Origin of the sequence: Bradyrhizobium sp. CCBAU 51627, assembly GCF_028128765.1 — a bacterium.
Classification (GTDB): domain Bacteria; phylum Pseudomonadota; class Alphaproteobacteria; order Rhizobiales; family Xanthobacteraceae; genus Bradyrhizobium.
The window spans coordinates 1513768-1540179 of record NZ_LBJG01000024.1 but is presented as its reverse complement, the minus strand read 5'-3'; the positions used below and the strand labels follow the sequence as shown (position 1 = coordinate 1540179).

General features: G+C 64.6%; 24 protein-coding genes. 16 read left to right on the top strand and 8 right to left on the bottom strand.

Annotation, left to right across the window (positions count from 1 at the left end):
• Positions 1 to 148 precede the first annotated feature (148 nt).
• Positions 149 to 1798: a glycosyltransferase family 39 protein gene (locus XH88_RS21990; protein ID WP_271670330.1), complete on the top strand. Its 1650-nt coding sequence runs from the start codon at positions 149 to 151 to the stop codon at positions 1796 to 1798.
• A gap of 130 nt (positions 1799 to 1928) precedes the next feature.
• On the top strand, positions 1929 to 2708 hold the full coding sequence (locus XH88_RS21985) for a class II aldolase/adducin family protein (RefSeq protein WP_271670329.1): 780 nt from the start codon (positions 1929 to 1931) through the stop codon (positions 2706 to 2708).
• Positions 2709 to 2921: 213 nt separating this feature from the next.
• Here the strand turns inward: XH88_RS21985 and XH88_RS21980 are convergent, their stop codons facing one another.
• The 3 genes from XH88_RS21980 to XH88_RS21970 form a co-directional block, all read right to left on the bottom strand.
• A complete protein-coding gene (locus tag XH88_RS21980; protein WP_271670328.1) occupies positions 2922 to 4316 on the bottom strand; it encodes a M20/M25/M40 family metallo-hydrolase in 1395 nt (464 codons plus the stop codon).
• A 44-nt stretch (positions 4317 to 4360) separates the two neighbouring features.
• Positions 4361 to 5638: a glycosyltransferase family 87 protein gene (locus XH88_RS21975; protein ID WP_271670327.1), complete on the bottom strand. Its 1278-nt coding sequence runs from the start codon at positions 5636 to 5638 to the stop codon at positions 4361 to 4363.
• A 209-nt stretch (positions 5639 to 5847) separates the two neighbouring features.
• On the bottom strand, positions 5848 to 7467 hold the full coding sequence (locus XH88_RS21970) for a helicase HerA-like domain-containing protein (protein WP_271670326.1): 1620 nt from the start codon (positions 7465 to 7467) through the stop codon (positions 5848 to 5850).
• Between the two features lie 342 nt (positions 7468 to 7809).
• Here XH88_RS21970 and XH88_RS21965 point away from each other — a divergent pair, with 342 nt between their 5' ends.
• The 11 genes from XH88_RS21965 (at position 7810) to meaB (ending at position 18280) form a co-directional block, all read left to right on the top strand.
• Entirely contained in the window at positions 7810 to 8175 is a 366-nt protein-coding gene (locus XH88_RS21965) for a DUF2267 domain-containing protein (RefSeq protein ID WP_271670325.1), read from the top strand.
• Between the two features lie 16 nt (positions 8176 to 8191).
• Entirely contained in the window at positions 8192 to 8599 is a 408-nt protein-coding gene (locus XH88_RS21960) for a DUF4332 domain-containing protein (RefSeq protein WP_271670324.1), read from the top strand.
• 248 nt (positions 8600 to 8847) lie between these two features.
• Complete coding sequence (gene folP, locus XH88_RS21955; RefSeq protein ID WP_271670323.1) at positions 8848 to 9708, top strand: dihydropteroate synthase; 861 nt, start codon at positions 8848 to 8850, stop codon at positions 9706 to 9708.
• Positions 9705 to 10073, top strand: coding sequence for a dihydroneopterin aldolase (gene folB, locus XH88_RS21950; protein ID WP_027533885.1), 369 nt, complete (start codon positions 9705 to 9707; stop codon positions 10071 to 10073). The genes folP and folB overlap by 4 nt, the downstream gene beginning before the upstream one ends.
• Entirely contained in the window at positions 10073 to 10564 is a 492-nt protein-coding gene (folK, locus tag XH88_RS21945; protein ID WP_271670322.1) for a 2-amino-4-hydroxy-6-hydroxymethyldihydropteridine diphosphokinase, read from the top strand. Before folB ends, folK begins: the two co-directional genes overlap by 1 nt.
• An 80-nt stretch (positions 10565 to 10644) precedes the next feature.
• Positions 10645 to 12516 carry a methylmalonyl-CoA mutase family protein gene (locus XH88_RS21940; RefSeq protein WP_271670321.1) on the top strand — a complete coding sequence of 624 codons (1872 nt, stop codon included), beginning with the start codon at positions 10645 to 10647 and terminating at the stop codon, positions 12514 to 12516.
• Complete coding sequence (locus tag XH88_RS21935; protein ID WP_271670320.1) at positions 12513 to 12977, top strand: GFA family protein; 465 nt, start codon at positions 12513 to 12515, stop codon at positions 12975 to 12977. Before XH88_RS21940 ends, XH88_RS21935 begins: the two co-directional genes overlap by 4 nt.
• 23 nt (positions 12978 to 13000) lie before the next feature.
• Entirely contained in the window at positions 13001 to 15157 is a 2157-nt protein-coding gene (scpA, locus tag XH88_RS21930; protein ID WP_271670319.1) for a methylmalonyl-CoA mutase, read from the top strand.
• Between the two features lie 157 nt (positions 15158 to 15314).
• Positions 15315 to 16130 carry an RsiV family protein gene (locus XH88_RS21925; protein WP_271670318.1) on the top strand — a complete coding sequence of 272 codons (816 nt, stop codon included), beginning with the start codon at positions 15315 to 15317 and terminating at the stop codon, positions 16128 to 16130.
• 117 nt (positions 16131 to 16247) lie between these two features.
• Positions 16248 to 17234 carry a tripartite tricarboxylate transporter substrate binding protein gene (locus XH88_RS21920; RefSeq protein ID WP_271670317.1) on the top strand — a complete coding sequence of 329 codons (987 nt, stop codon included), beginning with the start codon at positions 16248 to 16250 and terminating at the stop codon, positions 17232 to 17234.
• Between the two features lie 56 nt (positions 17235 to 17290).
• The gene (meaB, locus tag XH88_RS21915) at positions 17291 to 18280 is read left to right on the top strand and encodes a methylmalonyl Co-A mutase-associated GTPase MeaB (protein WP_271670316.1); all 990 of its coding nucleotides are present in this window, start codon (positions 17291 to 17293) and stop codon (positions 18278 to 18280) included.
• A gap of 76 nt (positions 18281 to 18356) precedes the next feature.
• Here the strand turns inward: meaB and XH88_RS21910 are convergent, their stop codons facing one another.
• Positions 18357 to 19259: a haloalkane dehalogenase gene (locus XH88_RS21910; RefSeq protein ID WP_271670315.1), complete on the bottom strand. Its 903-nt coding sequence runs from the start codon at positions 19257 to 19259 to the stop codon at positions 18357 to 18359.
• Between the two features lie 52 nt (positions 19260 to 19311).
• Between XH88_RS21910 and XH88_RS21905 the strand changes: the two genes are divergently transcribed.
• The 3 genes from XH88_RS21905 to XH88_RS21895 all read left to right on the top strand — a co-directional run bounded on the left by XH88_RS21905 (position 19312) and on the right by XH88_RS21895 (position 22134).
• The gene (locus XH88_RS21905) at positions 19312 to 19953 is read left to right on the top strand and encodes a CGNR zinc finger domain-containing protein (RefSeq protein WP_271670314.1); all 642 of its coding nucleotides are present in this window, start codon (positions 19312 to 19314) and stop codon (positions 19951 to 19953) included.
• Positions 19954 to 20008: 55 nt separating this feature from the next.
• On the top strand, positions 20009 to 20668 hold the full coding sequence (locus XH88_RS21900; protein ID WP_271670313.1) for a pyroglutamyl-peptidase I: 660 nt from the start codon (positions 20009 to 20011) through the stop codon (positions 20666 to 20668).
• Between the two features lie 95 nt (positions 20669 to 20763).
• The gene (locus XH88_RS21895) at positions 20764 to 22134 is read left to right on the top strand and encodes a TIGR03808 family TAT-translocated repetitive protein (protein ID WP_271670312.1); all 1371 of its coding nucleotides are present in this window, start codon (positions 20764 to 20766) and stop codon (positions 22132 to 22134) included.
• A gap of 116 nt (positions 22135 to 22250) precedes the next feature.
• Here the strand turns inward: XH88_RS21895 and XH88_RS21890 are convergent, their stop codons facing one another.
• From XH88_RS21890 to XH88_RS21875, 4 genes are all read right to left on the bottom strand, one after another.
• A complete protein-coding gene (locus XH88_RS21890; protein WP_271670311.1) occupies positions 22251 to 22904 on the bottom strand; it encodes a TIGR03809 family protein in 654 nt (217 codons plus the stop codon).
• Positions 22905 to 23384: 480 nt separating this feature from the next.
• On the bottom strand, positions 23385 to 25067 hold the full coding sequence (locus XH88_RS21885; RefSeq protein WP_271670310.1) for a S8 family serine peptidase: 1683 nt from the start codon (positions 25065 to 25067) through the stop codon (positions 23385 to 23387).
• A 16-nt stretch (positions 25068 to 25083) separates the two neighbouring features.
• On the bottom strand, positions 25084 to 25776 hold the full coding sequence (locus tag XH88_RS21880; RefSeq protein ID WP_271670309.1) for a hypothetical protein: 693 nt from the start codon (positions 25774 to 25776) through the stop codon (positions 25084 to 25086).
• On the bottom strand, positions 25773 to 26342 hold the full coding sequence (locus XH88_RS21875; RefSeq protein WP_271670308.1) for a sigma-70 family RNA polymerase sigma factor: 570 nt from the start codon (positions 26340 to 26342) through the stop codon (positions 25773 to 25775). The genes XH88_RS21880 and XH88_RS21875 overlap by 4 nt, the downstream gene beginning before the upstream one ends.
• Positions 26343 to 26412 lie beyond the last annotated feature (70 nt).

The following is a 26412-nucleotide window of genomic DNA, read 5'->3' as shown; positions in this document are numbered from 1 at the left end:
TCCCAAGTTACCGGAAATTGCTGCGTCGCATCAGGAATTTAGCCACAATGCCCAATTACTTGGTAATGGAACTGCGCTATAGGGATTCCGGGGAACAGGCCGGCGCGCACCAGCAGGGCCAAGAGGGTATTCCGGGTCACCAATCGCCATGACAGCCATCACGACTTCGGCGATCGACACGCCGCTCGGGCGCTCGGTTGAACGGACTTGCGACGATCTCGCCATGCTGGTGCTGGCTGCGGTCGCCGTCATCGCAGGCCTGACCTTCCGCGATTACGGCCTTGGCTGGGACGATTACACCCATGCCGAATATGCCGACCTGCTGCTGCGGATGTTCGGCTCAGGCTTCAAGGACACGGCCGCCCTCTCCTTCGCCAACCTCTATATGTATGGCGGCGGCTTCGACATGGCCGCGGCGCTGCTGCACAAGGTCATACCGCTCGAGCTGTTCGAGACGCGACGCCTGGTCGGCGCGATCGTCGGCGTGATCGGACTTGCAGTGACCTGGCGGCTCGGCCGCCGCGTGGGCGGACCACTTGCGGGTCTTGGCGCACTATTGCTCCTCGCGCTCTGCCCGATCTTCTACGGGCACATGTTCATGAACCCGAAGGATGCACCCTTCGCGGTGGCGATGATCATCCTGATGCTCGGTCTGGTCCGCCTCGCCGAGGAATATCCAAATCCCTCGCCGCGCACGATCCTGATCGTCGGCCTCGGCGCCGGCCTGTCGATCGGCTCGCGCATTCTCGGCGGGCTCGCGCTGGTTTACGCGATGACAGGCTTCGTCCCGCTGTTCCTGGAGGAGCTGCGCATCGAGGGCGTGCGCGAAGCTATCAGGCGGTTCGCCCACGTCGTCTACGTGCTGCTGCCCGGGCTCGTGCTCGGCTATCTCGTCATGGGCCTGATCTGGCCGTGGTCGATCATGGAGCCCGGCAATCCCTTCGAGGCTCTGACCTATTTCTCGCATTTCTTCGAGAAGCCGTGGAAGGAGATGTTCGACGGCGCGATCGTGTCCGTACCCGACATGCCCTGGTCATATCTGCCGACGCTGTTCGCGCTGCAGCTGCCCGAGGTGATGCTGGTGCTGATGGCCGCCGCGGTGGTCGGCACCTTCGCGCTGCTGCCGCGCCGCATGGTTCCGGCCCGCCGCAAGACCATCATGCTGATGCTGACGCTGGCAGCGACCCTGCCGCTCGCGATCGCGATGGTGAAGCGTCCGGCGCTCTATAACGGCATCCGCCATTTCGTCTTCGTGATCCCGCCGATGGCGGTGCTCGGCGGTGTTGCTTTCGCCTGGATCATGGAGCGCCTGCGCACCAATCACCGCGCCTGGCAGCCGGCCGTGCTCGCCCTCTTCTGCTTCGGCCTGGCGTTGCCGCTCGCCGAGATGATCCGGCTGCATCCTTATCAGTACACGCATTTCAACTACATCGCCGGCACCGTGCGCGGCGCCGACGACCGCTTCATGCTGGACTATTGGGGCCTTGCGCTGAAGCAGGCGTCCGACGAACTGCGCGAGCAGCTGGTCGAGCGGCAGGAAGTTCCGCCGCGCAATCGCAAATGGAAGGTCGCGGTGTGCGGTCCGCAGCGCCCGGCGCAGGTCGCGCTCGGCCCGGATTTCACCATCGGCTGGGATTCCCATGCGGCCGATTTCGCCATGACGCTCGGCGAGTTCTACTGCAAGGGCCTCACCGCCCCCGTGATGGTCGAGATCAAGCGCGACGACGTGGTGTTCGCCCGCGTCTACGACATCCGCGGCCGCAGCATTTCCAGCCTGCTGTCGATCCCGGCGCCCTGATAATTCTCTCCCGGGCGTAGCGCGCTCCATGCGGGCCACGCTGAACTGCCGCGCTTGCCCGCGCCTTGCTGCCAACCATTTGCAAGACTAGGCTCCCTCCCCGCAACAACGAGGTTCGGAGAGATTTGCCATGTCGCCAGCGGAAGCGCGCCTGAAGGAAGTGCCGTCCAACATGACGGAGGCGGAATGGCAACAGCGGGTCAATCTCGCCGCCTGCTATCGCCTCGTCGCGCTGTACGGCTGGGACGACCTGGTCGACACCCACATCTCCGCGCGCGTACCCGGCCCGGACCACCACTTCCTCATCAATCCCTACGGCTTGATGTTCGACGAGATCACGGCGTCGAGCCTGGTCAAGGTCGACCTGCACGGCAACCAGCTCTCCGAGAGCGAGTACAGCATCAATCCGGCCGGCTTCACCATCCATTCGGCGATTCACGAGGTGCGCGAGGACGCCATCTGCGTGCTGCACCTCCACACGCTGGACGGCACCGCGGTGTCGAGCAGCGCCGAAGGCCTCTTGCCGCTGAACCAGACCGCGCAGCTCGTCACCCACGACCTCGCCTATCACGACTATGAAGGCATCGCGCTCGATCACGACGAGCGGCCGCGACTGCAGAAGGATCTCGGCGATCACAATCACATGCTGCTGCGTAACCATGGCACGCTGACCGTCGGCCGGTCGGTCGCCTCCGCCTTCGAGCGCATGTACCATCTCGAGCGTGCCTGCTCGATGCAGGTGCGCACCCGCGCGCTGGGCACTGCGGTGTATCCGGTCGAGCCGATCGCGATCGAGAAGAACACCGAGCTGCTCGCCAACCGCGACCGCGCCGAGCTGCGCGCCACCACCCTCGTCTGGCCGCCCCTGCTGCGCAAGCTCGACCGCGAGCTGCCCGGCTACCGGTCTTGAGATTTTCGAGATTTCGTGTAAGGTAGGCGTCACCTACCTCTGCACGTTCTGGAATGAAACGCCGCTCAATTCCGGGCGGCGTTTTTATTTGCGGGATGCGTCCTCCACCGTCATTGCGAGGAGCTCTTGCGACGAACCAATCCAGACTGCTTCCGCGGAGAGATTCCTGGATTGCTTCGCTACGCTCGCAATGACGTGGAGAGAGCTACGACTTTATTTCACCTCCGCCAGCGCCGCCAGGATCCTTGCCCAGGAGCGGATGCCTTTCTGGAAGCTGCGGAGATCGTACTTCTCGTTCGGCGAGTGGATGTTATCGTCGTCGAGGCCGAAGCCGACCAGCAGCGAGTCGAGTCCGAGCGTGCGCTTGAAATCGGCGACGATCGGAATCGAGGCGCCCGAGCCCATCAGCACGGTCTCCTTGCCCCATTCCTCGGTCAGCGCCTGCCTGGCGGCGGCCAGCGGCTTCATGTTCCAGTCGAGTGCGACCGCGGGCGCGGCGGAATGATCGCCGAACTCGACCTTGCAGTCGCCCGGGATTCGAGCGGTCACATAGTCGCGAAATGCCTTGCGGATCTTCTGAGGATCCTGCCCCTGAACCAGGCGGAACGAGACCTTTGCCGAAGCATGCGAGGGGATCACCGTCTTGGAGCCCTCGCCAATATAACCGCCCCAGATGCCGTTGACGTCGCAGGTCGGGCGCGTCGAGGCCTGCTCGACCATCAGCCGCCCCTTCTCGCCGGCCGGGATCGACAGACCGACCGGCTTGAGAAACGAGTCCGGCGTGAAGTTCAGCTTCTTCCACTGCTCCAAGATCTCCGGCGGCGTATCTTTGACGCCGTCATAGAAGCCGGGAATGGTGATGCGGTTGTCATCGTCGAACAGACCGCCGAGAATCCTGGTCAGCACCCGGATCGGGTTCATCGCCGTGCCGCCGAAAACGCCCGAATGCAAATCGCGGCTCGCCGCAGTGATCTTCACCTCTTCATAGAGCAAGCCGCGCAGCGCCGTGGTGATCGCAGGCGTCTCCGGATCCCACATGCCGGTATCGCAGACCAGCACGTAGTCGGCCTTGAACTCGTCCTTGTTGGCCTCGACGAACGGCACGAAATTCTTCGAGCCGACCTCCTCCTCGCCCTCGATCAGGAAGGTGATGTCGATCGGCAGCGAGCCCGTCACCTTCTTCCAGGCGCGGCAGGCTTCCACGAAGGTCATGACCTGGCCTTTGTCGTCCTCGGCGCCGCGCGCGACGATGATCTTGCGGCCGTCGGCATGGTTGGTCACCACGGGCTCAAACGGCGGACGATGCCAGAGGTCGAGCGGATCGACTGGCTGTACGTCGTAATGGCCGTAGAAGATTACATGCGGCCGTCCACCAGCGCTGGTCTTGCCGACGACGGCGGGATGGCCGGCGGTCGGCCTCACCTCGGTCGCGACGCCGAAGCTCGCGATGTCCCTGGCAAGGTGCTCGGCCGCCGCCTTGCAATCCCCCGCATAAGCGGGATCGGCGGAAATCGACTTGATCCGCAGCAGCGAAAACAGGCGCTCGAGGCTGTTGTCGAAGTCCTTGTCGATGTGATCGAGCACCGATTGAAGCTGCGCGTTGGCCATGATCGTATTCCCTGCGTTTTTGGACTCTCAAGATGACTTGAGTTTCAAGACGTCTTGGCTTTTAGCCCTGCCGCTGCGTCAGAGCTAGCCGCAACTGGCGGATGCCGGATGTGCCAGGCGAGGCTGACCGCGAGGATCGCCGTGGCGGCAAGGTTGTTGCCCCAGGCCTGGAAGGCCTTGGGAAACAACGGCAGCGACAGCAGCATGAGCAGGCCGGCAGCGCCAAGCGAAAGCCAGGTTCCCAGCCGCACCTTCGTCCGCATATCGAACGCGGCCCGATGCATCAGCACCGTGAACGGCAGGAACAACCACATGAAGTAATATTGTCGCGCCAGCGGCGAGGCCACCGTCATCAGGCAGAACAGGATGCCGAGCTCTTCGGCGTCCGACCGCGCCGTTCGCCTGTGCGCCGACGGCATCACGGCGATGAAGCCGAGCCCGAGCAGCACCGACACTGCGAGCACGATCCAGTTCGCCGTCTTGTAGTCGACGTCGATGACATTCATCGTGCGCGGCGGCTTGCTGGGATTGTCCATGTTGTAGTTGAGCGGCCGGACCAGGCGATGCGTCACCGCGATGATTGACTGGTTGACCCACGACCAGTTCTGCTCGTCGCGCTGGCCGAAGCCCTTTTCCGAGCTCGAGCCGACCATGCCCTGGTACCAGGTGTTGAGCTCGGCAGCGTTGCGCTCGAAGCCGCGGATCGGTGCCGGCACGACATAGAGCAGGATGCCGATGAAGGCGATCATGCTAATCACGGCCGCCCACTGCCTTCGCCAGACCAGATAGGGCAGCACCGCGACCGGAAACACCTTGATGGCAGAGGCGAGCGCGAACATGAATCCCGCGAACCAGAACCGCCGATGCTGAAGGCTCCAGAAGCCGAAGAGCATCATCGCCAGCAGCAGGAGGTTCGGCTGGCCGAGATCGAACATGTCGAACACGAAGGTCACGGTGGCGAATGCCGGCAGCGCTTCGAGCCACGGGCCTGGCTTGCGATCCGCGCCGGTCATCGCATTGGAGAGGATGCCTGTGTACCACCATCCGACCGCATTCAACACCGACAGCACGAGGTAGAGCGGGATCTTGCCGAGCCAGCTCGGGATCGCCAGCAGGATCGCCGGCAGCGGCGGATAGATGAACTCGAACTGCTGATGGATGTCACTTGGATAGAGCGGACCGCCATGCAGCACCTGCAGCCCGGCCCAGTACCACAGCGCATAATCCTTGGTCTTGCCCTGGCCGAAGATCTCCGGACCGAGGACGTCGGCGGTGAGGATGACGCAGCAGAGCAGGAAAAGCAGATCGAGCGGCGCGCGCAACGACGGCAGTCGCAATGCGCGAGGTTTATCGGATGAATTCGAGAGTGTCACATGATGTCCAATCGGAAGCAGATTGCACGTAGCAGACCGACGGACACTTGGAGAGTCCCCCTCACCCGAATTTGTACTGTCGCACGCGACATCCGTCCCAGCCTCAATGGTGCTGACCCGGGTTCGCGGATGAATCGCCGCAAATGCGGGCGAGCTGCCTACCTTCGCAGCAATCCGCCAAGCGCGCCGCGGACGAGCGCACGACCGACCGAGCCGCCGAGCTGGCCGCCGACCGATTTGCCGAGATCGGCCACGACGCCGCCGACTACCTTGTTCGTCACCGTGCGCGTGACGTCGCGCGCGATACGCTGCCCCGTCGTCAGCCGGTTGCGTCCGGTATGGGTGCCGAAGATGGTGCCGACGATCGAGCCGATCTCGCCGAGAATGCCGCCGCTTGCTCCCGCCTCGCCGTCGGCCGGCGCCGCGGTGCCGGCAATGCGCTTCTGGAGGATTTCATAGGCGGACTCGGCATCAACAGCGCTGTCGTATTTGCCCTTCACGGGGCTCGCATCCATGATCGCCTTGCGTTCCTCCGGCGTGATCGGCCCAATGCGGGCCGACGGCGGGCGGATCATGACACGCTCGACCATCGCCGGCGTGCCGTTGCCTTCCAGGAATGACACCAGCGCCTCGCCCTTGCCGAGCTCCATGATCACCTTGGCAGTGTCGAGCTTCGGGTTGGGCCGGAAGGTCTGGGCGGCGGCGGCGACCGCCTTCTGGTCGCGCGGGGTGAAGGCGCGCAACGCATGCTGAACCCGGTTGCCCATTTGCCCGAGCACGCGATCGGGCACGTCGATCGGGTTCTGGGTGACGAAATAGACGCCGACGCCCTTGGAGCGGATCAGGCGAACCACCTGCTCGATCTTGTCCATCAGCGCCTTCGGCGCGTCGTTGAACAAGAGATGCGCCTCGTCGAAGAAGAACACCAATTTGGGCTTGGGCAAGTCGCCGGCCTCGGGCAATTCCTCGAACAGCTCTGACAGCATCCACAGCAGGAATGTGGCGTAAAGCCGTGGGCTCTGCATCAGCTTGTCGGCGACGAGGATGTTGACCATGCCGCGGCCGTCGCGGTCGGTCTTCATGAAGTCCTTCAAGGTCAGCGCCGGCTCGCCGAAGAATTTGGTGCCCCCCTGGTTCTCCAGCACCAGGAGCTGGCGCTGAATGGTGCCGACAGTGGCTTTGGTGACGTTGCCAAAGCCCTGGGCCGCTTTGCGGATCGGTGCGAGCGGATCTTCCTCCGCGTCCGGCCCCTTCTTGCCGCTGTCGGGCACGATGGCGTCGAGCAACGCCCGCAGGTCCTTCATGTCGATCAACGCAAGACCGTTGTCGTCGGCGACGCGGAACGCGACGTTGAGCACGCCCTCCTGCACGTCATTGAGATCGAGCATGCGCGCCAGCAGCAGCGGGCCCATCTCGGTGATGGTAGCCCGCACCGGATGGCCCTGCTCGCCGAACACGTCCCAGAACACCGTCGAGAACTGGTCAGGCTGGAACGTCAGCCCCATCTCGCTCGCGCGCTTGACGATGAAATCTTTTGCTTCCCCGACCTCCGAGATGCCGGACAGATCACCCTTGATGTCGGCGGCGAACACCGGAACACCGGCGCGTGCAAATCCTTCCGCCATCACTTGCAGCGTGACCGTCTTGCCCGTTCCAGTCGCGCCCGTGACGAGGCCGTGGCGATTGGCGAGCGCCAGCGTCAACCAGGCCTGCTCGTCTCCCTTGCCGACGAATATCTTCTCGTCGGTATCGCCGAGCTTGTTGTCCTGCGCCGTCATCACTCTCTCTATCGTTCATTTCGCGGATTGAAACTCGAGCCGCCAGTTCCGTAGTTTAACGCATGTCGGAAGCCGAATGAAACCATTCAAGGCGCCGCGGACGTGCGACATTGTCGGAGATTGTGCGCGCCGCATGCGCCAAAAGTCGGACGAGCGCATTCGCGCCGCGGCAATTTCTCATAAAATGCTTCCCCCGCTCTTGCATCACTGCAACACTTTTCGCGCCTTGGAGATGAATCGGAACGTTGCATGCGTTCATCGCTTGAATTTCGCATCGCACGGGCTCAAGATCATTTTCGAAATAATACTCCGGGATGCAAACCGGCTGAGGGGCGGGTCAATATGGACGAGCTGATCGGACGGCTGGCGGCAAACGCCAGCATAGATGGTGCTGTCGCTGAAAAGACCGTCGGCATTATCCTGGGTTTCCTCCGCAGCGAGGGTCCGTCCGACAGCGTGCAGGCCCTGATCGACGAGATTCCGGGTGCAGAAGGGGCGATCGAAGCGTCCAGGAGCGGCGGCGGGCTATCACGGCTGATGGGCGGCGGCCTCATGGCCGTCGGTACCCGCCTGATGGGCCTCGGGCTCGGTATGTCCGACATCCAGAACGTGGCCCGTGAACTTTTCCGCTTCGGTCGAGACAAAATCGGAGCGGATCAGATGGGCAAAATCATCGCAGGGACACCAGGCCTCAGCCAGTTCGCCTGAAGCTATACCGAGTACCATGACATATCCCATCTCCGAGATTGAGGGCCTGCCCGCTTTTGCCGCCAACAAGCTGAAGGCGCACGGCATCCGCACCACCGACGCGCTGCTCGACGCCGCGAGCACCGCCAAGGGTCGCAAGACGCTCTCGGCCAAGACCGGCATCAGCGAGCAGCAACTCCTGGAGTGGGCCAACGTCTCCGACTACATGCGCATTCCCGGCATGGGCCGGGCCAAGGTCGGCCTTGTCCGCGCCGCCGGCGTCACCACGGTGCGCGAGCTCGCCTATCGGAATCCGGCAAGGCTGGCCCAAAGCATGCGAGAGGCCAACGACCGGAAGAAGCTCGTGCGGATCCTGCCTTCCGAGAAGTCGGTCGGCGACATCATCGCCAAGGCCAGGAAGCTGCCGCCGAAGATCACGTATTAGGGCGCTTAAGTGTTCGCGCACACACCTCCCTCGTCCTGAGCGAAGCATGGGACGCAACGCGTCCCATGGAGAGCCTCAAAGGATGCACGGCCGCGCTGCGGTCCAAGGGAGAGAGCGGGGCCGTCGCCCTTCGAGGGCCGCTGAAGAAGCGGCCACCTCGGGGTGACGGTAAGGAGGCCGCACTCATCGTCCGCGGCGCCGCCAATCCCGTCTTGACTCCCCCTCTCCGACCGCGCAAAGCGGGCCGCATGAACGTCTCGCCCTCCCCATCCGTCCCGCCGGCCGGCTCGGCCGGGCCTGACGTGCTGCGGACCCTGCTGGAGCGGCCTCTGCCGGCGGTGATGGGCGTGCTCAACGTGACGCCGGATTCCTTCTCTGACGGCGGCAATTTCATCGCGCCGGAACAGGCGTTGACGCGGGCACGAGCGATGATCGCTGACGGCGTCGACATCATCGATATTGGCGCCGAGTCCACCCGGCCCTACAAGGGGGCGCAGCCGGTGACGGCGGCGGACGAACTGGCCCGGCTGAAGCCGGTGCTGCCGGACATCGTGGCGCTCGGCGTGCCGGTCTCGATCGACAGCATGAAGGCGGAGGTCACAGCCTTCGCGCTCGATCAGGGCGCGGCCATCGCCAACGACGTCTGGGGCCTGCAACGTGACACCGGCATGGCGCCGCTGGTCGCAGCAAAAGGCGTTCCCGTCATCGTCATGCACAACCGCGACAGCGTCGATTCCGCCATCGACATCGTCGCTGACATGAAGACGTTCTTCCTGCGCTCGCTCGACATCGCCGCCAAGGCCGGCATCGCACGCGAGAAGATCGTGCTGGATCCCGGCATCGGCTTCGGCAAGACCGCCGAGCAGAGCATGGTCGCATTGGCGCGTTTAGGTGAGCTCGACATGTTCGGCCTGCCGGTCCTGGTCGGCGCCTCGCGCAAACGCTTCATCGCCTCGGTGTCGCCGTCGGAGCCGAAAGAGCGGCTCGCCGGCTCGATCGCCGCGCACCTGATCGCCGCACAGAAGGGCGCCAGGATCATCCGGACCCATGACGTCGCGGAGACCTTGCAGGCCTTGCGGGTCGCACATGCAATCGAGAGCAAGCAATGACCGATACGATCTTCGTCACCGGCCTGTCGATCCACGCCCGCCACGGCGTGATGGATCATGAGACAGAAGTCGGCCAGCGTTTCGTGATCGATCTCGAACTCTACACCGACTTGTCGGAACCCTCGCGCAGCGACCGCCTCGCCGACACCGTCTCCTATGCCGACGTGGTGGCGACCACGACGGCGGCGTTCAAGAACACCAATTACAAGCTGCTGGAGCGCGCGGCCGGCGCAGTGGCCGACGCCATCCTGTCGCACTTCCCGCGCATCCGTGCCGTGAAGATCACCGTGCACAAGCCGCACGCGCCGATCGCCGCGATCTTCGACGACGTCGGCATCATGCTGACGCGTTCGCGGCATCCCTGATGGCGAGCGTGCTGATCGCACTCGGCGGCAATGTCGGCGATGTCCGCGCGACATTCAAGAAGGCGATCGCCCATATCTGCGGCATGGCGCAGGCTGCGGTGGTCGCGCGCTCGTCGGACTATGCGACCCCGCCCTGGGGCGACGAGGACCAGGATCCCTTCATCAATGCCTGCGTCGAGATCGAGACCGACCTCGATCCGCACGCGCTCTTGTTCGTCATGCAGAAGGTCGAACAAAAGTTCGGCCGTATGAGGGACAAGGAGCGGCGTTGGGGTCCGCGCACGCTCGATCTCGACATGATCGCCTATGACGACGTCTCTTTGCAGAAGCCGGACCTGACCCTGCCGCATCCGCGCCTGTTCGAGCGGGCCTTCGTGATGGTGCCGCTGGCTGAAATCGCGCCGGAGCGGGTGATCTCGGGCATTCGTGTGCGCGACGGGCTTGCCAGCGTCTCGACGCAAGGCATTGAGCGGCTTCCGGATACCGGTTAACAAAAACAATCGTTTGCAGGGACGGTCCGCCGTGGCAATTTCGCCTGCGAATAACAAGCCGTTTGGGAGCCCTTGGCCGCATGACCTCCGTGACTGACGATCTGCCGCTGGCGGCCGATTTTCCCAAGGCGACCGTCGAGGATTGGCGCAAGCTCGTCGACGGCGTGCTCAAGGGCGCGCCGTTCGAGAAGCTGGTCGGCAAGACTTATGACGGTCTGAAGATCGAGCCGCTCTACCCGCGCGCCAAGGGCGTCGCACCGGTGGTGGGACGGCCGGCCGCCGCACCATGGCAAATCATGCAGCGGATCGATCATCCCGACGCGGTCATGGCGAATGCGCAGGCGTTGCAGGATCTGGAGAACGGAGCGACGGGACTTGCGCTGGCGTTCGCCGGCGCCAACGGCGCTCACGGCTTCGGCCTGGAACCTTCGGCCGACGCGGTCGCGAAATTACTGAAGGACATTCATCTCGATGCTGGCATCGCCATCGAGCTTGAGATCGGACCGCAATCGCGCATGGCCGCGATCCATGTCGCGGAATACGTGAAGAGCAACGGCCTCGATCCCGCCGCCTGCAACATCCGCTTCGGGCTCGATCCGCTCGCGGCTGGCGCGGTGTGGGGTCATAGCCCCTACACCTGGGACGAGATCGTTCCCGCCGTCACCGGCGGTATCAAGGGCCTCGCCGCGCTGGGCTTCAACGGACCATTCGCCTCCGCCGACGGCCGCGTGATCCATGATGCCGGCGGCTCGGAGGTGCAAGAGCTCGCCTTTGTGCTCGCCTGCGGCATTGCTTACCTGCGCGCGATCGAGAGTGCTGGCATTCCGTTGGAGCAGGCGCAGGGGATGGTCTACGCACGACTTTCTGCGGACGCTGACCAATTCCTGACCATGGCAAAGTTCCGCGCGCTGCGATTATTGTGGGCGCGCATCGAAACCGCATGTGGACTGACACCAAAGCCGTTGTTCATTGCCGCCGATACCGCCTGGCGCATGCTGACACAACGCGATCCCTATGTGAACATGTTGCGCGCGACCATCGCGACGTTCGCAGCCGGCCTTGCTGGCGCCAACGCCATCACCGTGCTGCCGCACACGCTGGCGCTCGGCCTGCCCGATCCGTTCGCGCGGCGCGTGGCGCGCAATACGCAACTCGTGCTGCTCGAAGAGAGCAACCTCGCCAAGGTCAGCGATCCCGCAGCCGGCGCCGGCGGCATCGAAACGCTCACGGCGCAGCTCTGCGACGCGGCCTGGGCGCTGTTCCAGGAGAGCGAGAAAGCGGGCGGCGCGTTCGCCGCATTTCAGCAAGGCGTGTTCCAGAGCAAGGTCGCGGCCACGCGCAAAGCGCGTGAGGGCAACATCGCCAAGCGCCGTGACGTGCTGACTGGCGCGAGCGAGTTTCCGAACCTGCATGAGAGCGAGACGACCATGCTGAAGGCGACGCCGATCGCGCTCGCGCCTTACGGCGAGCAGACGTACAAGTTCGATCCGCTGCCGCCGATGCGGCTGTCACAGCCGTTCGAAACGCTGCGCGACAGATCCGATGCAGCCCTGAAGGCACGCGGCGCGCGGCCAAGAGTGTTCATGGCCAATCTCGGCACGCCCGCGGACTTCACCGCGCGTGCGACCTTTGCCAAGAGCTTTTTCGAAGCCGGCGGCATCCAGGCCCTCGACGGCGAGGGCTTTGCCGATCCCGCCAAGCTGGCGGCCGCCTTCAAGGCCTCAGGCGCCGTCCTCGCCTGCCTCTGTTCCAGCGACAAGGTCTATACGGAACAGGCCGAAGCCGCGGCAAAGGCCCTGCAAACGGCGGGCGCGCGACATATCTATCTGGCAGGCCGCCCCGGGGAAGCCGAGGCAGCCCTGCGGGCCGCCGGTGTCACGGGCTTTGTCTTCGCCGGCGGCGATGCGCTTGCGACGCTACAGGACGCCTATCTTCGGATGGAGCAGGCATGACCGAGGCCAGCAAACCCTTTCTCACCGGCGGCTGCCAATGCGGCGCGGTGCGCTTCGCGATCTCGGCGACGCCGAACCGGGTTTCGATCTGCCATTGCCGGATGTGCCAGAAGGCGAGCGGCGCCCCGTTCGCCTCTTTCGCAGATATCAATCGCACGGATTTCGCCTGGACCAGGGGCAAGCCGTCGTTCTTCCGCTCCTCCACGATCGCCGATCGTGGGTATTGCGCCGCCTGCGGCACGCCGCTGAGTTTTGGCCGCATCGACGGCGACCGGATCGAGATCATGACCGGCGCCTTCGACCGCCCCGACCGGCTGGTGCCGACCCGGCAGTACGGAACCGAATCCCGCCTCGGCTGGGTGGTCGGCATCTCCAATCTGCCGAGCCAGACCACGCAGCAGAATTACGGACCGGAGAAGATGGCGACGATCGTCAGCCATCAGCATCCGGACCATGATTGAGCGTCCATGATATGGTTGAAGCCATGAGCCGCATCCCCAATTTCGCCGACATCGCCTTCGAGCGAACCGCAAGCGCCGCTCCGAGCGGCAGCGCCGAGCCGTGGCTGACGCCCGAAGGCATTCTGGTGAAGCCTGCCTATGGCGAGGCTGATCTCGCCGGCCTCGATTTCCTCGAGACCTATCCGGGCATCGCGCCGTTCCTGCGCGGCCCCTACCCGACCATGTATGTCAACCAGCCCTGGACCGTCAGGCAATATGCCGGCTTCTCCACGGCGGAGGATTCCAACGCATTCTACCGCCGCAATCTCGCGGCCGGACAGAAGGGCCTCTCGGTCGCCTTCGACCTCGCCACCCACCGCGGCTATGACAGCGACCATCCGCGCGTCGGCGGCGATGTCGGCATGGCCGGAGTCGCCATCGATTCCATCTACGACATGCGCACGCTGTTTGCGGGCATTCCGCTCGACCAGATGAGCGTCTCGATGACCATGAACGGCGCGGTGCTGCCGATCCTCGCGCTCTATGTCGCCGCCGCCGAGGAACAGGGCGTTCCGCCGGAGAAGCTTTCAGGAACGATTCAGAACGACATTCTGAAAGAGTTCATGGTGCGCAACACCTACATCTATCCGCCCGCTCCCTCGATGCGGATCATCTCGGACATCTTCGCCTATACCTCGCAAAAGATGCCGAAATACAATTCGATCTCGATCTCCGGCTATCACATGCAGGAGGCCGGCGCGACGCAGGACCTCGAGCTCGCCTATACGCTCGCCGACGGCGTCGAATATTTGCGCGCCGGTCTTGCCGCGGGCCTCGATGTCGATCGCTTCGCGCCCCGACTGTCGTTCTTCTGGGCGATCGGCATGAACTTCTTCATGGAGGTCGCCAAGCTGCGCGCCGCGCGCCTGCTCTGGGCGAAGCTGCTGAAACCCTTCAACCCCAGGGATCCGCGCTCGCTCTCGCTGCGCACGCATTCCCAGACCTCGGGCTGGTCGCTGACCGCGCAGGACGTCTTCAACAATGTGATGCGAACCACCGTCGAGGCGATGGCGGCGACCCAAGGCCACACTCAGTCGCTGCACACCAACGCGCTCGACGAGGCCCTGGCGCTGCCGACCGACTTCTCGGCGCGCATCGCCCGCAACACCCAGCTGTTCCTGCAACAGGAGAGCGGCACAACGCGGATCATCGATCCCTGGGGCGGCTCGTACTACGTCGAGCGCCTGACGCGCGATCTGGCCGCCAAAGCCTGGGGCCACATCCAGGAGGTCGAGGAGCTCGGCGGCATGGCCAAGGCGATCGAGGCCGGCGTGCCCAAGCTGCGCATCGAGGAAGCCTCGGCCAAGACCCAGGCCCGCATCGACGCCGGCAAGCAGGCCGTGATCGGCGTCAACAAGTACAAGCCGACCGACGAGGACAGAATCGAGATCTTGAAGGTCGACAATACCAATGTCCGCCGGCTTCAGATCGACAAGCTGAAGCGGCTGAAGGCGGAGCGCAACCAGAAGGACGTCGATGCCGCGCTCGCTGCGATCACACGCTCGGCCGGCGAAGGCAACGGCAATCTGCTCGCGCTCGCGATCGCCGCAGCGCGGGCCAAGGCCACCGTCGGCGAAATTTCGGACGCGATGGAGAAGGTGTTCGGCCGGCACCGCGCCGAGATCAAGTCCATCACCGGCGTCTACAAGCGGGAAGCATCCAGCATGGGCAACCAGGTCGAGAAGGTTCAGGCGCTGATCGACGCCTTTGAGGAGGCCGAGGGCCGCCGCCCGCGCATCCTGGTCGCCAAGATCGGACAGGACGGCCACGACCGTGGCCAGAAGGTGATTGCCTCGGCCTTTGCCGATATCGGCTTCGATGTCGACATCGGGCCGCTGTTCGCCACCGCCGACGAAGCGGCGCGGCAGGCTGTCGAGAACGATGTGCACATCCTCGGCGTCTCCTCGCTCGCCGCCGCCCATCTCACCGCCGTGCCGGAGCTCAAGGCTGCGCTGAAGAAGCAGGGGCGCGAGGATATCATGATCATCGTCGGCGGCGTGGTGCCTCCGCAGGATTACGATGCGCTCTACGCCGCCGGCGCCGAAGCCATCTTCCCGCCCGGCACCGTGATCGCGGATGCCGCCGAGGAGCTGATCCGCAAGCTGAACGCACGGCTGGGGCACAGCGAGGCGGCGGAGTAATTCTGCCGCGTGGCTCCCGGCATCAAAGCAGGGAGCGCGCTACCGCGACCAATCTTCACGTCCGGTGTTCGCATCGCGCGCGTTCCGCGCCGGTTCATCTTGCTATCACTAGATTGATGCAGGCATCCGAGCGCATTGGCGAGGCCGGATACAATTGATGGATATTGAAGTGGCATATCATCGGGCAAATGCGCGGGCGGGATTGCTCGCGATCGTCTCTGCCGTGGCGAACATCGCTCTGGCCTTCCCTTCCCTCGCCGCCGATCCCAAGCCCGACGCCGTCGTCAAGAACAGGAATATCGACGCGCGTGTCTTCCTCGACGAGAAGATCAAGGCAGACGCGCCGCTCGCCGCCGATTGCCTGGCCGAAGGCAGGAAGTGGCTCGACAAGAGCGCCGCTGACGCTGCCGCCTCGCGCAAGCAGGATCCGCAATTCTTCAAGGATGGCGGCTGGGATTTCGAGCGCAGATATTCGATCCGCTCCGTCGTCGCCGGCCGTTATGTCAGCGTGTTGCGCGACGACTACATGGATACCCATGGCGCCCATCCCAATTCGGACGTGAACGCGATCCTTTGGGACAAGTCCGAGAACAAGCGGATCTCGATCCGGCCGTTCTTCACCGAGACCGCCGACAATGGCGCGACCATGAAGGCCATGGTGAAAGCCGTGATCGCCTCGCTGAAGATCGAGAAAAAGAAACGCGAGAGCAGCGAGACCGCGACAGCGGAATGGTTCAAGGATCTCACACCCAGCCTGCTCAAGATCGGCGCGGTGACGCTGGCGCCCTCGACCGAAGCCGGCAAGAGTTCCGGCCTCACCTTCCACTATCCGCCCTATGCGGTCGGCCCCTACGCCGAGGGCCAATATGTCGCGTTCGTCCCCTGGGAGACCTTGAAGCCCTTCCTGACGCCGGAGGGGGCTCGCATCTTCGGCGGTGCACGGCCAAAGGGCGACGCTGACGAGCAGCCATAGCAAGGGAACCCGTTGCTCAGGGCGCCGCGGAGCGGCCGCTTGCGACATCCGTGCAAAGCCGCGTAACATGCCGCCTCGATACCAGCCCGATTCCCGCGGGCGCCGCCGGGATCATTGATGCCAGGAATTACGCGCCGCAATTTCGCGGCCTCTTCTGCGGCTGCTGCCACGGCTGCCTTCTTCAGGCCTGCGCGCGCGCAAACCTATCCGGCGCGGCCGGTGACCTTGATCGTGCCCTGGGGGACCGGCGGCGGCTCGGACGCGACCGCGCGCATGATCGCCACGCTGCTGGAGAAGGAGCTCGGCCAGCCGTTCAACGTTGTCAACCTCACCGGCGGGGCCGGCGCTATTGGCCATGCCGAAATCGCGACCGCGCGGCCGGACGGCTACACCATCGGCATGCTGACCGTCGAAATCGCAATGCTGCATTGGCAGGCCGTGACACATCTGACGCCGCAGAACTTCACGCCGCTGGCGCTGATGAACGAAGACCCACCGGGCATCCAGGTCTCGACGTCCTCGCCGTACAAGACGGCGAAGGAGCTTTTCGATGCCATCAAGTTGACGCCGCCGGGCCGGTTCAAGGCGTCGGGCACTGGACAAGGCGGCATCTGGCATCTCGCGCTGGTGGGCTGGATGCAGGCGATGGGATTGCCGGCAAACCAGGTCGCGTGGTCGGCGTCGAACGGCGCCGCACCGGCCATGCAGGATCTCGTCGCCGGTAGCCTCGATCTCACCACCTGCTCGGTGCCGGAAGCGCGCGCCACCATCGAGGCCGGGCAGGCGCGGAGCCTTGCGATCATGGCGCACGCGCGCAATCCGATCTTCCCGGACGTCCCGACGCTGAAGGAGACGCTCGGCGTCGACTATTCCACCAGCTCATGGCGCGGCATCGGCGCCCCCAGGGGCCTGTCCCCCGAGATCGCCACCACGCTCACCGCGGCCTTGAAGAAGGTCTACGACTCCCCTGCATTCCAGGACTTCATGACCGGACGCGGTTTCGGCACCGTGTGGCGCGATGCCGGCCAGTTCGAGACCTTCATGGACCAGGCGGATCGCCAGATGGGCCAGGCCATGAAGACAGCCGGTTTTGCCAAGGCTTGAATCGCCGAGGCCCGAGAGCCTCTCGCCTGCCTCCTCCCGCCGTTGTAAAGCAGGGCATGGTTGAGAAGAAGATTCCGCTTGATATCGCCACCCTCGCCCGCGACTTGCGCGCAGGCCATCGCGCGGCGCTGGCGCGGGCCATCACGCTGGTCGAGAGCCGGCGCAGCGACCATCAGGCGCTGGCACGCGAGCTGGTGCAGATGCTGCTGCCCGACACCGGCAAGGCGGTTCGCGTCGGCATCACGGGCTCGCCCGGCGTCGGCAAATCCACCACGATCGATGCCCTCGGTACCTATCTGATCGAGCACGGCAACAAGGTCGCCGTGCTGGCAGTCGATCCGTCCTCGGCACGCAGCGGCGGCTCGATCCTCGGCGACAAAACGCGGATGGCACGATTGTCGGCGTCGGACGCCGCCTTCATCCGCCCCTCACCGTCATCAGGCACGCTCGGCGGCGTAGCCGCCAAGACCCGCGAGGCGATGCTCTTGTGCGAGGCGGCCAGCTTCGACGTCGTGCTGGTGGAGACCGTCGGCATCGGACAGTCGGAGACTGCGGTCTGCGACATGACCGATTTCTTCCTCGCACTGATGCTGCCGGGCGGCGGCGACGAACTGCAGGGCATCAAGAAGGGCCTGGTCGAGCTCGCCGACATGATCGCGATCAACAAGGCGGACGGCGACAACCTCAAGCGCGCCAACATCACCGCCGCGGATTATCGCGGCGCGCTGCACATCCTTGCGCCGCGATCCGAGTATTGGCATCCGCCCGTTGTGACCTATTCGGCGCTGGCCGGCACCGGCATCGCCGAGCTCTGGCAGAAGGTTTTGGATCACCGCAAGGCGATGAACGCATGCGGCGAGTTCGCCGCGCGCCGGCGCTACCAGCAGGTCAAGTGGATGTGGTCAATGCTGGAACAGCGCATGCTGGCGCGGCTGCGCAGCGAAGCGGCCGTCCGCGCCAAGGTGAAGAAGATCGAATCCGAGGTCGCCGACGGTCACCTCACGCCGGCGCTCGCCGCCGAGGAGATCATGAAGCTCCTGCATTGAGACCGCTTCACCTCTCCCAGCGGAGGAAAGGTGAAGCGAAGTTCGAGCTCGCGATCCAACGCAATCTCGCGATTGCCTAACTGATCTGCCCGGCCAGCACCTTCGAGACGAAGCGTGCGGTTGCCTCGCCGACCTCACGAGGCGCCTCCTCCTGCAGGAAGTGCGCCCCCTTCACGAGGACGGTCTCTTGATTGGGCCAGGCTCTGCAGAACTCGCGCTGGGCGCCGATCAGGAAGCCCGCCGGCTCGGCATCGATGAACAGTTTCGGAATCCGGTTCTTCGACATCCAGTCCGCATAGGCCTCGACGATCGCGACCACATCGGCAGGTTCGCCCTCGATCGGCAATTCGCGCGTCCAGGTCAGCATGGGCTGGCGGCTCGGACCGGGATTGCGGAAATGGCGGCGGTAGACCTCCATTGCCTCAGGCGCGATATGGCGCAGCGGCAGGAGATATTCGATGAACAGGTTCTTTTGCAGGATCAGGTCTTCGCCCCGAGGTGTCCGTTGCGCCTGGAAGAAGGCGCGCGTCGCGTCGGGCCATTCGTTCCAGGAACGGAACGGACGCACGATGCCCTCCATGTAGACGATCGCTTTGACCCTGTCGGGGTGACGATGGGCCCAGTGAAAGCCGAGCGCCGAACCCCAATCGTGCACGACAAGGATCACGTTCCTGCTCAGACCCATCGCATCGAACCAGGCATCGAGGTAGCGCTGGTGATCGACGAAGCGATATGAGCCATTCGGCGCCGCGCCCGAATTCCCCATGCCGACATAGTCCGGCGCGAGGCAGCGGCCATACGGCAGGAGATGGGGGATGATCTCGCGCCAGAGATAAGACGGCGTCGGGTTGCCGTGCAGGAATACGATCGGGTCGCCCGCTCCCACGTCGACATAGGCCATCCGGGTATCCAGCAGCTCGATATATTTCCGGTAGGAGACTTCCTCGGTCGAGATCGGCGGATGGTTGACGTGCAACATCGATGAAACTCCGTTCCTCGTTTGACACTAGTAAAGTACTAATACTGGTGTCTTGAGTCAACCAGCAAAAGTGATTAAGTGGTGTTCCATGTCGAAAGAATCGCGCAAGTTCCAAGTGCCGGATGCATTGGCGAACATCTATGATTTCGCCAATACGCTGGATTTGCGGCACTTCATCCATCACGGCGTGCAGCATCAGCAGGCGGAAGAACTGCCTGACGCCGCAGCGCTCGGCGATTGGATGCAACTCCGCCGGCTGCTCGATCGCGCAGCGCCGCCGTCCCAAAAGACCTTCGAAGCTGCTTTGCAATTGCGTGGCGCGATCCGGGACTATCTGAAATGCGACCCTGCGGAGCGTCACCGCAAGTCCGCCATCACCACGCGCCTCGACAAGGCCATGGAGCCATTTGCGCTCCGGGTCGCCAGCGTCGGCAAGGATGGATTTGGACTGATACCGTTGCAGGCGGATGCGCAGGCCGGTCTCTCCACGATCGTCGCCGAACTGTACAACGCCGCCGCAGCAGGGATGCTCGACCGTCTGAAGATGTGCGCTGCAGACGAGTGCCAGCGCGTTTTTTTTGATCGGTCGAAACCCGGCACGCGGCGGTGGTGCCAGTCCACGCTGTGCGGCAACCGGGAGAAAACCCGGACCTATCGCGAGCGGCACAAGCATGAATCCGAATCGGAGACCTAGCCGGAAGCTCGCCGGATCGGATATGCCGTGATAGACATCAGCGGGAGCCAATCAATTGTCCGACAAACTCCGCATTCTCCTCACCGGCTTCGGCCCATTTCCCGGAGCGCCGCACAATCCGACCCAGCCGCTGGTCGCGCGGCTGGCGCAATTGCGCCGGCCGGCGCTCGATGATGTCGAGATCTCTCGCCATATCTTTCCGGTGACCTACGCCGAGGTCGACCGGCAATTGCCGGAGGCGCTGGCAAAGGCGAGGCCGGATGCGCTGCTGATGTTCGGGCTCGCCGCGCGCACGCCTTACCTGCGCATCGAGAGCCGCGCGCGCAACGCCGTCACCATGCTCTGGCCCGATGCCGCCAACACCCGCTCGAGCAAGCGCGGCATTGCCGGGCACGCCGACGCCGTGAAGTTCGGTCCGCATACGGCGCGACTGCTGCGCGCCGCGCGCCTCACCGGCATCGACGCCCGGCTCTCGCGCGATGCCGGCGCCTACCTCTGCAATTACCTGAGCTGGCGCGCAATCGAGAACGTCAGGGCCGGTGAACCAAAGCTGGCGGCGTTCATCCACATTCCCCTGCTCGCGCGCAGCGGCGCGATGCGGCGCAAGGGCGCGCCGCGCATCACACTTGAGGAATTGGTGGACGCCGGGGAAGCGATGCTGATGGAAATGGTGGGGTTGGCACGGAAGGCGCGGAACACACAGGCCTTGCGGTAAACATTTAACCCTACCGCGAACAATCCTCCACGGCCCTGTCCGCGCTGCGCTACCTAACTCTCGCGGACACTCCCGCGTCCGCGGAAGGACGCGCCATGGACCTCAACCGTCGTCATCTCATCGGAGCTTCGACTGCCGGCATCGCCGGTGCGCTTGCCATGCCTGCCGAGGCCGCGCGCGCGGCCCCGCTGACGTCGCTGCTCGGCCGTGATGCGACCCAACTTGGGGTGCGACCAGGCAGCAGCGAGGATCAGACGCGCGTTCTTCAGCGTGCGATCGACGAGGCTTCGCGGGCGCAGATGCCGCTTGCGCTGCCGCCCGGAATCTACCGCACGGGCCTGCTACGGCTGCCGAATGGGGCACAGCTGACCGGCGTGCGCGGCGCGACGAAACTTATTTTCACCGGCGGGGCCTCCGCAATCCAGAGCGACGGCTCTGACTCGATCGGGCTCAGCGGCATCACCTTCGACGGCGGCGGCATTCCGCTGCCGACGCGGCGCGGGCTGATCCATGTCCTTGGCGGGCGCGACGTCCGCATCACCGATTGCGAGATCGCCAGCTCCGGCGGCAGCGGCATCTGGCTCGAGCAGGTGTCGGGCGATATCGCCGGCAACATCTTGACTGACATCGCCGTGACGGGGGTGGTGTCGTTCGACGCCAGGGGTCTAAGCGTGTCCCGCAACACAATTGTCGGCACCAACGACAACGGCATCGAGATCTTGCGCACCGCAATCGGTGACGACGGCACGCTGGTCGCGGACAACCGCATCGAGGACATCAAGGCCGGTCCCGGCGGCTCCGGCCAGTACGGCAACGCCATCAACGCCTTCCGCGCCGGCAACGTGATCGTGCGCGGCAACCGCATCAAGAACTGCGACTACTCCGCCGTGCGCGGCAACTCGGCCTCGAACATCCTTATATCAGGCAACAGCGTCAGCGACGTGCGCGAGGTCGCGCTCTATTCCGAGTTCGCGTTCGAGGCCGCGGTGATCGCCAACAACACGGTGGATGGCGCTGCCGTCGGCGTCTCGGTCTGCAATTTCAACGAGGGCGGCCGCATCGCGGTGGTCCAGGGCAACATCATCCGCAACCTGCTTCCGAAGCGGCCGATCGGGACCGCGCCTGACGATGATGCCGGCTTCGGTATCTACGTCGAAGCCGACACCTCGGTCACCGGCAATGTGATCGAGAATGCGCCGTCCTACGGCATTGTCGCCGGCTGGGGCAAATATCTGCGCGACGTCGTGATCTCGGGCAACGTGATCCGCAAGGCGCTGGCCGGAATCGGCGTCTCCGTCGTGCCGGGCGCCGGCACCGCCCTCGTCAACAACAACATGATCTCGGCAACTCCGCGCGGCGCCGTGGTCGGCCTCGATCATGCGCGTGCCGTAACGTCCGACCTGTCGGCGGACGGTGCGCAACGTTTCGCGCAGGTCGTGGTCGGCGGGAATGCGGTGCGGCAATAGGTCCGCGGCCGGCGGTCGGGGCCGTGCATCCTTCGAGGCCCTCCGCACGGCGCGTTGCGCCGCGCGGCTCGCACCTCATTGATGGAGTGGAGAGGACGCCGCGCCTCGATCCTAGACTAGAACGAATTCCGGAGCAGCGGATACTTCGCCTCGATGCCGTCGAGGCTGAAGGTGAATTCGACCACCCGCTCGGGGGCCGCGACGATTTCGTCGGCGGGCGGCGAGAAGGTTTGAAGGAAGGACGCGATCGACGGCGCGGCTGGAGCGGCTGGAGCCATTGGAGCCAGCGCCGCCTTATGGGCAACGGGCGCAGGCGGAGCTGCTGGTGGCATCCGCGCGGCCGGCGCCACCCGAGTGACCGGCGCTATCGGTGCCTCCACGATTTCGGCGAGCACGTCCGGCTTGGGCTCGAGCCTGACCGGAACGGCGGTCTCGGGCGCGATGTGCACGGCCTTCGGCTGCACGGTCTGAGCCTGTTCGCGCGGAAACACGCGCGGCATCGTCGCCGGCGACCAGCCGAAAGCGGAGGCCACGCTCGCGGCGGCCGCGGCGACGTCCCTGCCAGTCGCAAGTGCGCGCCAAGTCTCGACCGCGCGTTTGGCTTCCTGGATGTTTTCGAGGAATGCGAGCTCGGAGTGATAGCGACGCCAGCGTCCGGTCTCGAACATTTCGGAGAGATGCTCCAGCCGCTGCTCGGCGAGAGCGCACCAGCGTGCAGCAATGTCGCGCCCCGCAGCCGCGGCACGAACCGACTCTTGGCGATGTGTCATAAATCAGCCCGTCTGGAGAAAATACGGACGCGACGCAACGCGCACGAATCAATCTAGAAGCGACGTGAATATTTTGTGGAAAAGATTTGACTTGTCCAGCAACGACACGGCCCTCGTCACAAAACTCCGTAGTCGTGCGGAGTTTTCCGGGGTTTTCGAGTCAAGCTTCGCACAAGCATAGCGGGTTTGCCGCACGCTGTAGCCGAGTCCTGGCAACGCTCCCGCGCGCGGAGGCAACCGCAAGCTGATCTCGCTCGACGCTTCAAGAGATCGGGACGCCGAAAAGAAAAGACCCGTCCGGGGGGACAACCGGACGGGTCGAGCCATATGGGCGCTTGGGGTGGATGGGCGCTCGCGCCTGATATGACTGATGGGGAGGGATGACCGCTCCCACATAATTTGGTCGTGACAGCTGGCTGGACGTTCAAAGCGGCGTTCGATTTTTTGACGTTTGGCCCGCGCGCAATGTTGTCGCAGGCGCTACCGCGCCGCCGGCCTATCCACCTGAGAAATCGCGGGTTTATCATCCGCGCTGGACAGCGAGGGCTGTTCGATCGCGCGAACGCCGGGGTCCTCGCGGCGCTTCTCGGCATCTTCACGTTTAGTTGTACCTGATACAGATGCGACCGGTGTCGCGCTGTCCACCGGAACGGCCGACACCGCGGCAAACGCATCGGCCTCGCCGTCGCCGTAGAGATCGTCACGCCCGGGGGAACCGAGGTCGCGCGCGGTCTTTGCCAGCGTCATGCGCAGCTCCTCCGGCTTGAGGGCGTAGTTGCGCTCGAGCAGCAGTGCCGCGACGCCAGAGACATAGGCGGCCGAGAACGAGGTGCCCGACGTAACCTGGTACTTGCCGTCTGGCGCCGGCAGGAAGATGTCGACCCCGGGCGCAGCCAGCGCGATGTAATTGCCGCGGTTGGAGGCGGTGAACAGCCTGTCCTGCTGGTCGGTCGCGCTGACCGCGATCACGTTGGGATTGGCAGCGGGATACAGCGGCGGCGATTTGGCGCCGGCATTGCCCGCAGCCGCGATCAGCACCAGGCCGCGCGCGGCGGTTGCCGCGATCGCACGCTCGATCACCGCGTCCTTCGGGCCGGCAAAGCTCATATTGACGATCTGGGCGCCGTGCTCGGCGGCATAATTGAGCGAGCGCAGGATGATGTAGGACGAGCTCTCGGCGCTGCCGGTGGTGCCGCCGAAGGCCCTGATGGCGATGATGCGCGCTTCCGGCGCACTACCCATCAGCTTCGCATGCGCCACGATGACGCCTGCAATGCCGGTGCCGTGAACATGGGCCCCCTCGCCGCTGCCGAGAGCGTCGAAATTATCGGCAATGGAATTGGCGAGCTCGGGATGCCTGGCATCGATCCCGGAATCGATCACCGCGATGGTGACGTTGGTGCCGTGCGCCAGGGTGTGCGCCTGCGGCAGGCGCAGCTTCGACAGCGCGTATTGCGCCGGATCGCCTTCGGTCGGCACGGCCGGCTTCTGATCCTGAAGCACGTAGCGGAAGTTCGGCTGAAGCGAGCGCACGCTGCCATCGGACGCGAATTCGCGCCGCACCGTCTCATACGGCCGGCCGTCGGCAATGCGGAACAGGCCGACCGTGGCCCCGATCAGTGGAAAATTTTCCGATGCGATGCGCGCGAGTCCGTGCCGGCGCGCCAGCTCGTCGGCCTCGATCACCGACAGCGCGCTATCGATCTCAGCGACGAATTCGTTGACGAACCTGCGAGAGTTGACGGTGACAGACGTACTGTTGCCTCGCCCCTTGCCGGCACTCTTCTTGATCGATTTGCCCGAGCCATCGCCGCTTCCGGCCGGCTGCCCGAGGCACTCACCGTCGGCGTCGCGATAGGGCGCGGAGCACGCCGGATAGAGATTCGGCGAGTAGTGCGCATACGGCAGAACCGGGGTCGGCGCCATCCGCGCGGTGATATGGGGCGTGGGCACAACGCGCGGACCGCGATCGACGTTCATGGCTCGTGCCGCAACGTTCGGAGAGATCGTTGGCGTGCGCGAGGGAACGTTGATCATGGGCGTGCGCATGATCGCCTGGGCGTGCGCCACCCCGATTCCGAGGCAGGCGGCGAGCAGGAGCGCAGCTCCAACCGACGAAGCATGGGCCCCGGCTCGCAACTGACTGTCGGACTTGCGCGTCATTGGTGCAGAAGCGGACTTAAGGCGCCGCCACGGCGAGGTTGACGAACTTCTCGTGCTGCATCCTTCCGAGCAGCGCGGTAAGCTCGTCCTGGCTCATCGCCTTGTCGAACTGGAGGCGGAACATGCCGCCCTTGGCATCGCCGATGATCGAGGCCTGGTAGCTGTCGAGCAGCGCGGTGATGTCGGCAACCCGCGCCTCCGGCGTGAAGCGCACCAGTGCCCGGGCCGGAGCAGCCGCCCCGAGTTCGCGCGTGATCGGCGCGCCGGTCGAAAGCGATGCGGTCTGGAAGGTCGCGGTCTGGGTCTTCATCAGCACGGCGCCGATGATGCCGGCCTGGAGCACCAGCGCGATGGCCCCCAAGCCTGCCGACCAGGCCAGCGTGCGCGGCGAAAGGCTGGCGAAGAACGCGGCAACACGTGCCGACAGCGGCAATGAACCCGCCGCCCGCGCCGGCTCGGCGTCGATCGCGGCAAACAGCTTTTGCATCGCGCGGGCCGACGGAGCACCCAGGCTCTCGTTCAGGTGGATCGTCTCTTCGTATTCGCCGCGGATCGCCGCATATTGTTTTGCAAGCTCCGGATCGCTGGCGAGCGCTTCCTCGACGCGGCGGGCATCACGCGCGTTTAGCGTGCCGGCGGCGTGCCAAGGCAGTAGCATCTCGATCTCACTGGGCTCTTGCGCCAGCATCTTCTTGCTCAATGCCATCATGGCCAGCCTCGCTCAATGCCGGCTGCCTTCAGCAGTTCGGCCAATTTCTTGCGCGCGTAGAAGAGGCGCGTCTTTACCGTGTTCTCCGGGATCCCGACGATTTCGGCCACCTCCTCCACGGACTTCTCGTGGTAGTAGACGAGGTCGACGATTTCCCGATGGTCCGGCGAGAGGCCCGTCAGACACTCCCGCAACGCTTCACCGGTATCCTTCTTCTGCACCACGGTTTCGGGATCATCCGACTGATCCTCGATCGCGTTGGCGGCTTCGTCGTCCAACTCAAAATCCTTTCTGCGACGAAGCGCAGACAGAGCCTTGAATCGGGTGATTGCCAGGAGCCAGGTGGAAACAGCGGACCGCCCCTCGAACTTGCCGGCCTGACGCCAGACATCCAGAAACACCTCGCTGATGAGGTCTTCCGCCGTCTGCTCGTCCCGCACGAGCCTGAGCCCGAATCTGTAAACCCTGACATGGTGCCGCCCGTACAGCACCTGCATGGCGAGCCGGTCACCTTGGGCGATCCTGGCGATGAGGACCTCGTCCGTAGCCGCCTGTGTCACGCTCAAAGGCCGTCTCGCAAGGTTGGTCGGGTCGATCCGGCAGAGGGTTCGACGGGAGGTGCAAAATTGTTCAACC

Coding starts and splice junctions, on each gene's coding strand:
- XH88_RS21990 (WP_271670330.1), top strand. CDS start 149: ATGACAGCCATCACGACTTCGGCGATCGACACGCCGCTCGGGCGCTCG.
- XH88_RS21985 (WP_271670329.1), top strand. CDS start 1,929: ATGTCGCCAGCGGAAGCGCGCCTGAAGGAAGTGCCGTCCAACATGACG.
- XH88_RS21980 (WP_271670328.1), bottom strand. CDS start 4,316: ATGGCCAACGCGCAGCTTCAATCGGTGCTCGATCACATCGACAAGGAC.
- XH88_RS21970 (WP_271670326.1), bottom strand. CDS start 7,467: ATGACGGCGCAGGACAACAAGCTCGGCGATACCGACGAGAAGATATTC.
- XH88_RS21965 (WP_271670325.1), top strand. CDS start 7,810: ATGGACGAGCTGATCGGACGGCTGGCGGCAAACGCCAGCATAGATGGT.
- XH88_RS21960 (WP_271670324.1), top strand. CDS start 8,192: ATGACATATCCCATCTCCGAGATTGAGGGCCTGCCCGCTTTTGCCGCC.
- folP (WP_271670323.1), top strand. CDS start 8,848: ATGAACGTCTCGCCCTCCCCATCCGTCCCGCCGGCCGGCTCGGCCGGG.
- folB (WP_027533885.1), top strand. CDS start 9,705: ATGACCGATACGATCTTCGTCACCGGCCTGTCGATCCACGCCCGCCAC.
- folK (WP_271670322.1), top strand. CDS start 10,073: ATGGCGAGCGTGCTGATCGCACTCGGCGGCAATGTCGGCGATGTCCGC.
- XH88_RS21940 (WP_271670321.1), top strand. CDS start 10,645: ATGACCTCCGTGACTGACGATCTGCCGCTGGCGGCCGATTTTCCCAAG.
- XH88_RS21935 (WP_271670320.1), top strand. CDS start 12,513: ATGACCGAGGCCAGCAAACCCTTTCTCACCGGCGGCTGCCAATGCGGC.
- scpA (WP_271670319.1), top strand. CDS start 13,001: ATGAGCCGCATCCCCAATTTCGCCGACATCGCCTTCGAGCGAACCGCA.
- XH88_RS21925 (WP_271670318.1), top strand. CDS start 15,315: ATGGATATTGAAGTGGCATATCATCGGGCAAATGCGCGGGCGGGATTG.
- XH88_RS21920 (WP_271670317.1), top strand. CDS start 16,248: ATGCCAGGAATTACGCGCCGCAATTTCGCGGCCTCTTCTGCGGCTGCT.
- meaB (WP_271670316.1), top strand. CDS start 17,291: ATGGTTGAGAAGAAGATTCCGCTTGATATCGCCACCCTCGCCCGCGAC.
- XH88_RS21910 (WP_271670315.1), bottom strand. CDS start 19,259: ATGTTGCACGTCAACCATCCGCCGATCTCGACCGAGGAAGTCTCCTAC.
- XH88_RS21895 (WP_271670312.1), top strand. CDS start 20,764: ATGGACCTCAACCGTCGTCATCTCATCGGAGCTTCGACTGCCGGCATC.
- XH88_RS21890 (WP_271670311.1), bottom strand. CDS start 22,904: ATGACACATCGCCAAGAGTCGGTTCGTGCCGCGGCTGCGGGGCGCGAC.
- XH88_RS21885 (WP_271670310.1), bottom strand. CDS start 25,067: ATGACGCGCAAGTCCGACAGTCAGTTGCGAGCCGGGGCCCATGCTTCG.
- XH88_RS21880 (WP_271670309.1), bottom strand. CDS start 25,776: ATGATGGCATTGAGCAAGAAGATGCTGGCGCAAGAGCCCAGTGAGATC.